This is a genomic window from Streptomyces sp. NPDC005722 (genome assembly GCF_040630935.1).
Taxonomy (GTDB): domain Bacteria; phylum Actinomycetota; class Actinomycetes; order Streptomycetales; family Streptomycetaceae; genus Actinacidiphila.
The window spans coordinates 1-11,882 of the sequence record NZ_JBEXYN010000027.1 but is presented as its reverse complement, the minus strand read 5'-3'; the positions used below and the strand labels follow the sequence as shown (position 1 = coordinate 11,882).

Here is an 11,882-nt window from a genome sequence, read left to right as displayed (position 1 = left end):
GTTGGGGTGGTGGTCGCCGTTCAGTTGATGTGCCGTCGGTGTCGCATCGCCGTGAAACGGGTGTTGATCCGGAATGCGCAATGTGAACATCCGTCACCACCACCCCGCTGAGCAGCGACGACGCCCGCGACGGCTGGTCGTTCCGGGTCGTACGGCCGGCCCGGTTCCGGCCCTCGCGGTGAGGGGGGTGCGGGGTCGTGCGGCCGGTCGCCCCGGACCTCGTGCCGCCGGGGCCGAGCCGCCGACCGGGGCGCACTCGGCGGCACCCGGCGTGGGCGGAACCGTAGGAACTGCGCGATGGGAAGCGCGTCTTGGGGCGGGCGGCCGTACGGGCGGCTCGGTCCCGGCCGCTCGTCGCGCCCGCCGGGTCAGCCCGCGGGGGTGAGGTACGTCCAGTTCTCGACGAGCCGGAAGCCCAGGGACTCGTACAGGGGGCGGGACATGGGGGAGTTCTGCGTGAACGCGTGGCGGGCGCCCGCGGCGACGGCGTCCCGGAGGCGGGCCGTGACGAGCGCGCGGTAGTGGCCGTTGCCCCGGTGCCGGGGCGGTACGGAGCCGTTGAACAGGCCCACGTGGTCGCCGACCATGACGTTGAACCCGGTCGCGACGGCCTCGCCGTCCACGTCGAGGGTGAAGGCGGTCATGTCGGGCGCGTCGAGCAGCGCGGGCAGGGCGAACGCGTCCGCGATCTCCCCGGGCATGCCGAAGCCCGCCGCGAGGGCGGCGGAGTACCGTGCGGCCTCCGCTCCGGTGAGCTTGGCGACCGTGCCGCCCGTGGAGGCCGCCGCGGGCGGTTCCGGTAGCGAGGCGGCGTCCCACGCCAGCAGCGGCAGTGTGGTGGTGGCGGTGAGGCCGTGGCGGGCCGCCAGCGCCGTCAGCTCAGGACCGGCCTCGCCGCGGGCCTGGATGCTCCAGGGCAGGCCGGCGGCCGACAGCTCCTCGGCGAGCTCCGCCGTCTCGCGCGGGTCCTGTCCGTGACCGGCGTACACCGCGTTGAGCAAGGCGACGGGCAGGCCCGTGCACACCAGACGCCCGCCGTGCGGGCCGTGCCGCGTGAACGCGCCGGGCAGGAGGTCCGTCAGCCGCTCCATGGCCCCGTAGAGGGCGTCCACCGCGGCATTGCTGATCGTTTCGGTCACGTTGCGGAGGATACCCGGGACGTCCGCCGGCCCACGCCGCCGCCCACGCCTCGGACCTGCGCTTTCGCTGTGGACGTCACAGCCGGTGCGGTCGTCCCGGTCTTCCTCACGGGTGCCGGCGAGGGTGTGCGGGCGCCGCGGGCAAAGGGAAGGAGCAGGGTAATTGACGAGTCAAGCATATTCTGATGATCTTCACGTGGGGTCCGTGGTGGAGGGCTGTGGTGGAGCGTTGTGCGTCACCGCCTTGACAGGTTACGGAGCCCTGGGCCATGCTCGTCACCAGTCAAAGCGGTGACGATTTGTGGAACTGGGAGAACGTGATGGAACTGAAGCTCGAGGTTGTGGTGCTGCCCGTGTCCGACGTGGACCGGGCGAAGGACTTCTACGCGGCGCTGGGCTTCCGGCTGGACGTCGACTACGTCGGTGACGACGGCTTCCGCGTCGTCCACTTCACGCCGGACGGCTCCGGGGCCTCGATCCTGTTCGGCGACGGCGTCACCACCGCCGCCCCGGGCTCCGTGCAGGGCCTCCACCTGATCGTCGAGGACATCGTGGCGGCCCGCGCCGAGCTGGCGGCCCGCGGCGTCGACATCAGCGAGGTCTTCCACGACGCGGGCGGCGTCTTCCACCACGCCGGTGAGACCGCCCGGGTCGCCGGGCCGCACCCCGCGCGCGCCAGCTACGGCTCCTTCGCGACCTTCGCCGACCCGGACGGCAACGGCTGGGCGCTCCAGGAGGTCACGGACCGCCTGCCGGGACGCTGACCACGCCCTCCCCCTCCCTCGACCGGCCCCCGAGCCCCCGCGGTGCCGCGGATCCCCCCTCCGCGGCACCGCGGGCCCCTGGACGAACTCCCTCCGCCCCCTTTGGAAGCAGGCTATGAAGACCGACGAAACGACGGGTCAAGCGACGAGCGGTACGTCCCGTGCCTACGACGTCGTCGTCATCGGCGGCGGACCCGTCGGCGAGAACGTCGCCGACCGGACCAGCGCCGCCGGACTGGCCACGGTGCTGGTGGAGGGCGAACTGCTGGGCGGCGAGTGCTCGTTCTGGGCGTGCGAACCCAGCAAGGCGCTGCTGCGGCCCGTGGTGGCACGGGCCGAGGCCCGCCGCATACCCGGGCTCAGGGGTGCGGTCGGCGGTCCGCTGGACGTGGCCGAGGTGCTCGCCCACCGCGACCGGCTCTCCGCCCACTGGAAGGACGACGACCAGGTCGACTGGCTGGACTCCGTCGCGGTCGACCTGGTGCGCGGCCACGGCCGGCTGGACGGCCCCCGGCAGGTGGTGGTGGACACGCCGGACGGCGGGACGGTCCGCCTGACCGCGCGGCACGCCGTCGTCGTCGCCACCGGGACGACGACCCGGCTCCCGGATCTGCCGGGGCTCGCCGGGGTCCGGCCGTGGACCAACCGCGAGGCGACCAGCGCCCGCGAGGCCCCCGGCCGCCTGGCGGTGGTCGGGGGCGGGGTCGTCGGCGTCGAGATGGCCACCGCGTGGCGGGCGCTCGGTTCCGAGGTCACCCTGCTGGTCCGTGGGAGCGGCGGACTCCTCCCGCGCATGGAGCCGTTCGCCGGGGAGATGGTGGCCGACTCCCTGCGCGAGGCCGGCGTGGACGTACGGCTCGGCGCCTCCGTGACGGCCGTCGCCCGCGAGGGCGGCCCGGACGGCCCGGTGCGCGTCACGCTGGCGGACGGCGGGTCGGTCGTCGCCGACGAGGTGCTGTTCGCGACCGGACGCGCCCCCCGTACCACGGACCTCGGCCTGGAGACGGTCGGCCTGACCCCCGGCGACTGGCTGACCGTGGACGACACCTTCCGGGTGACGGCCGTCGCCGAGGGCTGGCTGTACGCGGCGGGCGACGTCAACCACCGCGCCCTGATGACACACCAGGGGAAGTACCAGGCCCGCATCGCGGGAGCGGTGATCGGAGCGCGGGCCAAGGGCGAGCCCGTGGACGACCGCAAGTGGGGTGCGCACGTCGCCACGGCCGACACCGAGGCCGTGCCGCAGGTCGTCTTCACCGACCCCGAGGTCGCCTCCGTCGGCCTGACGACCCGTGAGGCGCGGGCCGCGGGGCGCCGTGTGGACGTCGTCGACTACGACATCGGGCGCCTCGCCGGTGCCGTGCAGTACGTCGAGGACTACCGGGGCAAGGCCCGCGTCCTGATCGACCCGGAGCGCGGCACGGTCGTCGGCGTCACCTTCGCCGGCCCCGGGGTGCAGGAACTGCTCTACTCGGCGACCGTCGCCGTCACCGGTGAGATCCCGGTGGACCGGCTCTGGCACGCCGTCCCGGCTTTCCCGACGATCAGCGAGGTCTGGCTGCGCGTCCTGGAGACCTACCGGGACATGCGGAAGGCCTGACACCGCGGCGAACGGCGAGGACCCGCCTCCCCTCGGGGGAGGCGGGTCCTCGTGACCGGGGGTCAACGGTGGTGGCGGACGACGGTGCGGAGCACCGCGCCGGCCATGGCCTGCTCACCGAGGGCGTTGGGGTGCGCCGGCGCCGCGGGGGTCGCGGGGGCGAGGGACTCGATCCAGCGCGTGCCCGTCGGCGCGCACATGTCGTGCCCGACCGTCGGGGTGTAGGTGTCGACGTAGGTCGCGCCCCCCTTGCGGGCCTGGGCGGCCAGCATGGCGTTGAGCGTCTTCTCCGTGTCGCGCAGGTAGGAGAAGTCACCGGCCGCGAAGGGCACCGAGGCGCTGGTGCAGGCCGATCCGTCGTCCGGGAACAGGTCCGGGTAGCCGACGACCACGACGCGCGCGTGGGGCGAGCGCCGGTGGATGTCGCGGATGACGGTGGCGACCTTGGGGGCGGTCTGCGCGACGCGCTCCGCGAGCTGGTCGTGGCCGCCGCCGGTGAAGTGGGCGCGGCAGGGGGCCCCGGCGGGGTCGGAGGCCGTCACACCGGCGCAGGTCGCGATGACGGCGCTGAAGCCGATGTCGTTGCCGCCGATGCTGAGCGTGACCAGGTCCGTGCCGCGGCCGAGGGCGTCGAGCTGCGCCGGGGCGCTGCCCTGCGGCGCGGTCATCTGCGCGGTCGTCGCCCCAGAGCAGCTGACGTCGGTGAGGCGGGCGTGCGTGCGCGCCGCCACGAGCGAGGGGTAGTTGTGGCTCGACCGCAGGCAGGCCGCGTCCACCTGGTCGGGGATCAGCGGGCCGGACGCGTAGGAGTCGCCGAGCGCGACGTGGTCCCGGCCCGGGTGACCGGCCGGCGAGGCGCCGGCGGTTCCCGCTCCGAGGCCCAGCAGCGTCACCATGCCCGTCAGGGCGGCAGCACCGAGTGCGGCCCGGCGACGGGTGCCGGGCCGGTTCAGTGTTCTCTTCATCTGTGTCCGTTCGTCGTGTTTCCGAGCCGTCCCGGGCCGCCGGGCGAGGCGGCCCCCGGCTGCGCGGAGGTCCCCGCGGCGGTGTACGCACCACGGCCGCAGGGTAATTGCTGCGCCAAGCAAGTAGATCATCGTCCCGCGCCGGGGCGCAAACGCCGGGGCCCGGCGTGGCGCGGGGCGACCAGGCCGGGAGTGGCGGGTCACCCCTGGCCGGGCGCCTCCGCGTTCTGCCAGACCGTCAGGTCGACCGTGGCGTAGTAACGGTCGGCGTCCTCGGGGGAGTAGCCCCGGACCGTGACGAGCGCGATGTGCCCGGAGGCGGTGACCACGCAGATCCGGCTGCCCCTGACCGCGTTCTCCCGTGAGATCTCCTGGGAGTACCGGGTCGCCGAGCGGCAGGTGGCGAGCGACCCCGCCTCGCCGTTGGTGAGCAGGACCAGGGTGTTGGCTTCGGGGGTGGCGAAGCCCCAGGTTCGCGTGATCGCGTCGGTGAAGTACCCGAAGTCCCCTTCGTAGTGGGCGCCGGACTTCACCCGGTACGGCTTCGGCGGCAGTTCGGAGAGGGAGATGGCGTAGCCGTCCGCAAGGGCGACGCCCTTGTACGAGCGGGAGGGCGGTTCGGCCGCCGGTGCGGCCTTCCCGTCCCCGCCCGGCACGGTGTGCGGCGAGGAGCCGCGGTCCGGTGATCCGGCCCCGCCCGGCTCGCCCGACCGGTCCGTGGTTCCGCCGTACAGGAGGAGCGCGGTGCACACCGCCGCCAGACCCGCGAGGACGGCCACGGCTATGGCCACGGCGGGCCCGCGCGTCCGGGCCGGGGCGGGGGAGCGCGGTGGGGCGGGCAGGGTGGTGCGGCGGCCGATGTCCGCGACGACGGGCGGCGGGAGCCATCCCCCGGGGCCGCGCAGTTCCGTCCGCGGGGACACCTGGCGGCACATGTCGATGACCTCGGCGGGGGTGGGGCGGCCGGCCGGATCCTTCCTCAGGCACAGCCGGACCAGTTCGGCGAGCTCGTCGGGCACGCCGGAGAGCCCGGGCTCCGCGTGCACGATGCGGTAAAGGGCGGCATGAGGGGTGCCCTCGCCGAAGGCGGGCCGGCCGGTGGCGGCGAAGACGGCGACCTGACCGAGGGCGAAGACGTCGGTGGCGGGCAGGCACGGAGCGCCGGAGGCCTGCTCGGGGGTCATGAAGGCGGGGGTGCCGATGACGACGCCGCTGCGGGTCAGCGCGGTCGCGTCGGCGGCACGGGCGATCCCGAAGTCGATGACCCGCGGCCCGTCGGCGGCCAGCAGGACATTGGACGGCTTGAGGTCGCGGTGCACGATGCCAACGCTGTGGATGGCCTGCAGCGACTCGGCGATCCCGGCGACGGTCAGCGCCACGGCCGGCACCGGGAACGGCCCGTGCCTGCCGACGGCCGCCTGGAGCGAGGGCCCGGCGACGTAGGCCGTGGCGAGCCAGGGGCGCTCCGCGTCGGTGTCGCTGTCGACGACCGGTGCGGTGTACAGGCCCTGCACCTGCCGGGCGGCCTGGACCTCCAGCCGGAACCTGCGGCGGAACTCCGGGTCCCCGGCCAGTTCCGGCCGGATGACCTTGACGGCGACCGGGCGCCCGCCGGGTGTGTACGACAGGTACACCGTCCCCATGCCGCCCTCGCCGAGCCGGGCGGCGATCCGGTACCCCGCGACGCCGGCGGGATCACCGGGCGCCGGCGGCTGGAACACCGGGCTCACCCGCTCAGTCCTCATCGCCCCCCTGACGACCGGTACGCCCCCGCACACGCGGTCGCGGGCCTTGAGCACGCTCCGGGTGCCTCCGGGGATATGAGCATCGGGCACCCCGGCCGCCCGCAGCAAGGGTGCCGACGCAGGGGGCGCACGCGTCCGCCACGCCCTTGGCCAACGGCGAACGGCAAGGGCGGTCGCGGGTGACGGGACGCCGCCCGTGCTCCACTCCGCCGCCCGGGTGAGGACCGCTCGACGTGCGGGGGACCCGGACCGCGCGCACCCTGGACGATGGGCGCAGGGGGACGTCGCCCCGGCCCGTTCCCGCGGCGCGGCATCCCGGAGCGACGGACCCGAGGAGCGCTGATGGCACGCACGGTCGACGCGGTCGTGGTCGGTTCCGGTGTGAACGGCCTGGTCGCCGCCACCGAGCTGGCCAAGGCCGGCTGGTCGGTGGCCCTGCTGGAACAGGGCGACCGGCTGGGCGGCTTCATCGCCACCGAGGAACGGACCCTCCCCGGCTACCTGCACGACACCTACTCCTCGTGGCATCCGCTGTTCGTGTCGGGAGGGGCCTACGCCGCCCTCGGCGAGGACCTGCACCGGCACGGCCTGGAGTACCGCAACGGCGACGGATTCGTCTTTGGCACCGTCACCGACGACGGGCGCGTGCTCCTCGCCCACCGCGACCCGGCCGTCACGGCGGAGGCCTTCGCGCACGCCGGGGACAGGGCCGCCTACCTGGCCATGCTCGGGCGGTTCCTCGACAACGCCGACGCCATCGGCGGGCTGCTGAGCGGCGAGCCCCGCTCGCCGCGGACACTGCGGCACATCGCGAGACTGCTGCGCCGCGAGCGGTTCACCGGCACCGAGGCCTGGCTGCGCTCCGCCCTCACCAGCGGACGCTCCTACTGCCGCGAGACGTTCCGGGGCGACGAGGCGGACGTGCTGTGGGTGCCCTGGCTGCTCCACACGGGCCTGTCCCCGGACCACGCGGGGGGCGGACTGCTGCTGCCGGTGATCGCCGCCTCCCTGCACGGCTTCGGGCTGCCCGTCGTGGCCGGCGGCTCCCGCAACTTCGTCCGTGCCTTCGAGACGCTCCTCGGCGAACTCCACGTGGACGTCCGCACCGGGCACCCGGTGGAGCGGCTGCTCGTCACCGACGGCAGGGTCACCGGAGTGGTCAGCGGCGGTGAGCCCGTCCACGCCCGCCACGCGGTCCTCGCCTCGGTCACACCGACCGCCCTGTACGGGGAACTCCTGCCGCCGGACGCCCCGGTGCCCGCCGCGGTCCGCGACCAGGCCCGGCGCTACCGCTACGGCCGCGCCGCGATGCAGCTCCACGTCGCCCTGTCCGCCCCGCCCGGCTGGAGCGACGACCGGCTGGCCGGCCTCCCGCTGTTCCACCTCAGCGACGGCTCGCCGAGCACCGGGATCGCCTGCGCGGAGGCCGAGGCGGGTCTGCTGCCGCGCCGGCCCACGGTGGTCGTCGGCCAGCAGCACGTCCTCGACCCCTCACGCGTGCCGGAGGGCGCCGCCTCCCTGTGGATCCAGCTCCAGGAACTGCCCTTCGCGCCGGCCGGCGACGCCGCCGGCGAACTTGGCACCGCCGGGGGCTGGACGAGGGAACTGACGGAGGGCTACGTCGGCCGGGTCCTGGCCCGGGTGGCCCGCCACGCCCCCGACCTGCCCGGCAAGGTGCTCGACTGGGACGCCGTCACCCCGGCCGACCTGCTCGCCCACAACCCCAACGCGGTGGCCGGCGACCCCTACGGGGGCTCGGCCGAACTCGACCAGAGCCTGCTGTGGCGCCCGCTGCCCGGTGCCCCCCGGCACGCCACACCCCTCCCGGGGCTGTGGCACATCGGCGCCTCCACCCACCCCGGGCCCGGCCTCGGCGGCGGCTCGGGACACCTCGCCGCGCAGCAGCTCATCCGGCGTACCCGGCGCCGCGGCCGCCGCTGACCGGACCCGCACCGCGGTACGCACAGCGGCACGCACCGCGCACCGTGCCGGGGGATTGTGCGCCGGGCGGCCGCGTGGTCCCCTGGCTGCCGCAGGGGGACACGTACGTCAGGAGGGGGCGCGAGATGCGGGCCTGCGATCCCGTACCGCTCGGCCGCACACCGCTGCGGGTCAGCAGGCTCGGGCTGGGACTGGCCTCACTGGGCGGGCTCTTCTCACCCGTGCCGGCCGCGCAGGCCGCGGCCGTCCTGGACCGGGCCTGGGAACTCGGCATCCGGCTCTACGACACCGCACCCGTGTACGGCTACGGGCGCTCCGAGACCCGCACCGGTGCGGCGCTCTCCGCCCGTCCCCGCGACGCCTTCGTGCTGTGCACCAAGGTCGGCCGGCTCATCGAACCGGGAGGCCCCGACACCCAGCCGATCTGGGCCGATCCACCACCGGGCGTCGGGCCGCGCCTGGACTACTCGTACGCCGGGGTGCTGCGCAGCGTCGAGGAGAGCCTGGCCCGGCTCGGGCTCGACCGGATCGACGTGCTCCATGTCCACGACCCCGACGAGGACTTCACGGCCGCCGTGGGCGACGCCTACCGGGCGCTGGCCGACCTGCGCGCGGCGGGCGCCGTCGGGGCGGTGTCCATCGGGGTCAACCACGCCTCCGTAGCCGTGGACTTCCTGCGCCGCGCGGCCGACCCCGGACCGGACTGCGTGCTGCTGGCCGGCCGCTACAACCTGCTGGACCAGTCGGGCCTGGACGAGTTGCTGCCGCTGTGCGCCGAACGCGGGACCGCCGTCATGGCCGCCGGGGTGTACCAGTCGGGGCTGCTCGCGGACCCGCGGCCCGGCGCCCCCCACGGGTACACCACGGTGCCCGCGGGACTCGCCGGGCGGGTGGCGGCGTGGCGGGAGGTGTGCCGGGACTTCGGCGTGCCGCTGCTCGCCGCGGCCGTGCGCTTCCCGCTGGGGCACCCGTCGGTCGCGAGCGTGGTGGTCGGCGCGCGTTCGCCGGAGGAAGTCGCGCAGAACGTCGCGTACTTCGACCACCCGGTGCCGGGGGAGTTCTGGCACGCCGTCAAGGCCGCCGGGCTGCTCCCGGAGCACGTGCCCACCCCGTGACCGCCCCCGCCGGCCGCCGCCCGTCCGGCTCGGGCGAGCCGGACGGGCGGCGAAGCGGTCGGTCAGGAGGCGGAGTCGTCGCCCTCGGCCGGCTCCTCGGGGACGAGCAGCACCGCGATGCGGCTGGCGTGGGCGACGGCGTCGCTGACGCGGGGGTTGAAGAAGGCCGCGACCGAGCCGCGGTGGTGCGGGCTGAGGACGAGGAGGTCCGCCGTGAACTGCTCCGCCGCGCCGGAGATGGCGGCGGCGACCTCCTGCGTGGTCACGTCACGGACGACCTCGCCGTCGGCCTCCGCCACTCCCATGCCGCGGAGCGTGGCGACGGCCTCGTCGACGACGGAGCCGGCGTCGGAGTCCTCCTCCAGGTTCACGACGGTGTCGAAGGCGACCGTCGAGGCGAGCACGTGCACGACGTGCACCGCGGCGCCGGTCAGCCGGGCCATGTCCCCGGCCGTGCGTACGGCGGCCCGGCTGGAGGGGTTGGAGTCGACGGCGACCAGGATGCGCTGGTACATGGAAACCTTTTCTCTTCTTCCGGGGGCTGAACAGGGTTGGCGGACCCAGTAGAGGCCCGCTCCGGTGGGACTTCCCTGACCAGCGGTGTTGTACGGCGTGAATATTCCGTTCACAGTCTGCGCCGACCACGAGGGCCGTCCGAGGCCGGGGGGGGTGCCGCACCGGCCCGGGCGCTGCCGTACCCTGCGCCCCGTCAGCCCGGCAGTTTCGCGGCGAGCACACCGACCGGCGTGATGACGGGCGGCACGGCGAACAGTTCGTCGCCGAGCGCCTCGATGCGCTGCCGCACCTTGCCCCGCAGGTGCGTCTCGCGGTCCTCCTCGGTCTCGAACGCGTCGAAGATGCGGAAGGCGGACGGCCCCAGGCGGAAGGCGAACCACGCCAGTGTCCCCGGTTCCGCGTCGACCAGCGCCTTGGCGTCGACGAGGAAGCGGGCGACGTCGTCCTCCCTTCCCGGCCGGGCCTCGAACTCCACGAAGAATCCGTACGCGGGCATGACGGTGCTCCAGATCGCAGGAGGGGACGGCCGCGCGGGCGGCCTGGTGGGGGCGACGCTACCCGGCTCCGCCGGCGTGTTCCGCGAAGCCCGCACGGCATTTCGCGGTCTGTTCCCGGTGTCCGGGGCCTGCCGGACCGGGCGGTGGTCCGGCTACGCTCGAGTCGTGGAGAGCGAGCGTGACGACGCGTCCGGCCCCGGCCGGCGCCGGCCGGGTCAGGCGGCCGTCCTCACCGCGTTGCTGGTGGTGGCGGCGCTGGTGGTGATGGGCGTGCTCACGCTGCTGCTCCGGCCCTTCGGCCTGCTGCCCGACGTGAGCCTGCTGACGGTCGGGACGGCCCTGATCGCCGGCGGCGGTGTCGTCGGTTCCGGCAATGAGCGCCCCCGCCGCTGGGGGCCGGCCGCCGTGGCCTGTGCCGGCGTCCTGGTGGCGACGGGAGCGCTCGGTCTCACGGTGGCCTTGCTGCTGGCCCCCTCCGCCGAGGACCTCGGCCTGCACCTCGGCATCGTCCTGGGATTCCCGCCCGCCGCCGCGGTGTTCACCTGGGTGGGCAACCGGAGCAACCGGTCCGCCCCGCCCGCGCCTCCCGCTGCGACCGGGGCCGACGCCTGACGGAACCCGTTGCCGGACCGGCACGTCACATCGGCGGGTCCGAGGGGGCCCGTTGCGCGGGGAGGCGTCATGAGACCGTTCGTGCTGATGGGCGTCGTCTGCCTGTTCCTGGGCACCGTCGGATGCGGTGGCCGGACGGTGGCGGGGACGGACGACGGCGGTGCGGCCGCCGCGCGCATGCGCGAGGTCGCCGAGGCGTGGAAGGGCTCGGCGGCGGCCCGGTCGTGGCGGGAGGGCTTCTTCCCGCTGGAGGACGTGGTCCGGCTGCCGGACGGCGCGTTCCGTACCGACGCCGACAAGCAGGCGTACCTGACGCGGAACTTCGAGCACCGCGGGCCGCTGCCCCGCGGCGCGCGGGAGGGGCGCATCCGCTGGGCGGACGGGACGTCGAGCCCCGTCACGGCGATGACCGCGCGGGAGGCCTACGACCGGTTCGACGAGGGGCCGGCGGGCCGCGAGGACCCGCTGACCGTCACCAAGGCCACCTTCGGGGAGATGACCCTGCTCACCAGCCGCGGTGCGGCGCGCGTCCCCGCCTGGCACTTCACGCTCGACGGCTACGACAGCCCGCTGGTGCGCGCCGCGATCGGTCCCGCGGCGCTGCCGCGGGCGCCGATCGCCACCCTCTCCGAGGCCACCGATCCCGGGATGCCCCTGCACGGGCTGCGCGAGGTCGCGGGGGACGGCCGGAGCGTCACCGTCGAGGCGGGGCACGGCGCCTGCGACGACGGTCCCGCCGTGGAGGTGCTGGAGACCCGTGACAGTGTGGTGCTGCACGGCGCGATCCGCGGCGCCGAGGACGGCCTGTGCACGAAGCAACTGGTCATCGAGCCGGTCACGGTCCGCCTCGACCGGCCGCTCGGCGGGCGGATCCTGCTCGACGCCTTCACCGGAGCGCCCGTGGCGCTCGTCGGCGCCGGGCGGTAGGCGCCCCGCTGCGGGCCCGCGGCCCCCGTACGACGACGGCCGCCGCGCCCCGAGGGGCGCG

General features: G+C 75.1%; 11 protein-coding genes. 6 read left to right on the top strand and 5 right to left on the bottom strand.

The window, feature by feature from the left end; translation table 11 throughout:
* Positions 1–368 precede the first annotated feature (368 nt).
* Positions 369–1,139 carry a GNAT family N-acetyltransferase gene (locus ABZ479_RS27020; protein ID WP_500463957.1) on the bottom strand — a complete coding sequence of 257 codons (771 nt, stop codon included), beginning with the start codon at positions 1,137–1,139 and terminating at the stop codon, positions 369–371.
* 269 nt (positions 1,140–1,408) lie between these two features.
* Between ABZ479_RS27020 and ABZ479_RS27015 the strand changes: the two genes are divergently transcribed.
* Together ABZ479_RS27015 and ABZ479_RS27010 are read left to right on the top strand one after the other, a co-directional pair.
* Positions 1,409–1,903 (top strand): VOC family protein, encoded by a 495-nt coding sequence (locus ABZ479_RS27015; protein ID WP_499601043.1) that lies wholly within the window; start codon positions 1,409–1,411, stop codon positions 1,901–1,903.
* 115 nt (positions 1,904–2,018) lie between these two features.
* Positions 2,019–3,503, top strand: a complete 1,485-nt coding sequence (locus ABZ479_RS27010) for a dihydrolipoyl dehydrogenase family protein (RefSeq protein ID WP_500463956.1) — start codon at positions 2,019–2,021, stop codon at positions 3,501–3,503.
* Positions 3,504–3,565: 62 nt separating this feature from the next.
* Here ABZ479_RS27010 and ABZ479_RS27005 read toward each other — a convergent pair whose 3' ends face one another.
* Both ABZ479_RS27005 and ABZ479_RS27000 read right to left on the bottom strand, forming a co-directional pair.
* A complete protein-coding gene (locus ABZ479_RS27005) occupies positions 3,566–4,468 on the bottom strand; it encodes an SGNH/GDSL hydrolase family protein (RefSeq protein ID WP_500463955.1) in 903 nt (300 codons plus the stop codon).
* A 200-nt stretch (positions 4,469–4,668) separates the two neighbouring features.
* On the bottom strand, positions 4,669–6,213 hold the full coding sequence (locus ABZ479_RS27000) for a serine/threonine-protein kinase (protein WP_500463954.1): 1,545 nt from the start codon (positions 6,211–6,213) through the stop codon (positions 4,669–4,671).
* A gap of 342 nt (positions 6,214–6,555) precedes the next feature.
* Between ABZ479_RS27000 and ABZ479_RS26995 the strand changes: the two genes are divergently transcribed.
* Positions 6,556–8,154, top strand: a complete 1,599-nt coding sequence (locus tag ABZ479_RS26995; RefSeq protein WP_500463953.1) for a phytoene desaturase family protein — start codon at positions 6,556–6,558, stop codon at positions 8,152–8,154.
* Positions 8,155–8,279: 125 nt separating this feature from the next.
* Positions 8,280–9,269, top strand: coding sequence for an aldo/keto reductase (locus ABZ479_RS26990; RefSeq protein ID WP_500463952.1), 990 nt, complete (start codon positions 8,280–8,282; stop codon positions 9,267–9,269).
* Positions 9,270–9,331: 62 nt separating this feature from the next.
* On the opposite strand, the gene ABZ479_RS26985 is transcribed toward ABZ479_RS26990, so the two are convergent.
* A complete protein-coding gene (locus ABZ479_RS26985) occupies positions 9,332–9,784 on the bottom strand; it encodes a universal stress protein (RefSeq protein ID WP_500463951.1) in 453 nt (150 codons plus the stop codon).
* A gap of 194 nt (positions 9,785–9,978) precedes the next feature.
* Positions 9,979–10,281, bottom strand: coding sequence for a putative quinol monooxygenase (locus ABZ479_RS26980; protein ID WP_500463950.1), 303 nt, complete (start codon positions 10,279–10,281; stop codon positions 9,979–9,981).
* 166 nt (positions 10,282–10,447) lie between these two features.
* Here ABZ479_RS26980 and ABZ479_RS26975 point away from each other — a divergent pair, with 166 nt between their 5' ends.
* On the top strand, positions 10,448–10,894 hold the full coding sequence (locus ABZ479_RS26975) for a hypothetical protein (RefSeq protein ID WP_500463949.1): 447 nt from the start codon (positions 10,448–10,450) through the stop codon (positions 10,892–10,894).
* 69 nt (positions 10,895–10,963) lie between these two features.
* Entirely contained in the window at positions 10,964–11,821 is an 858-nt protein-coding gene (locus ABZ479_RS26970) for a hypothetical protein (protein ID WP_500463948.1), read from the top strand.
* Positions 11,822–11,882 lie beyond the last annotated feature (61 nt).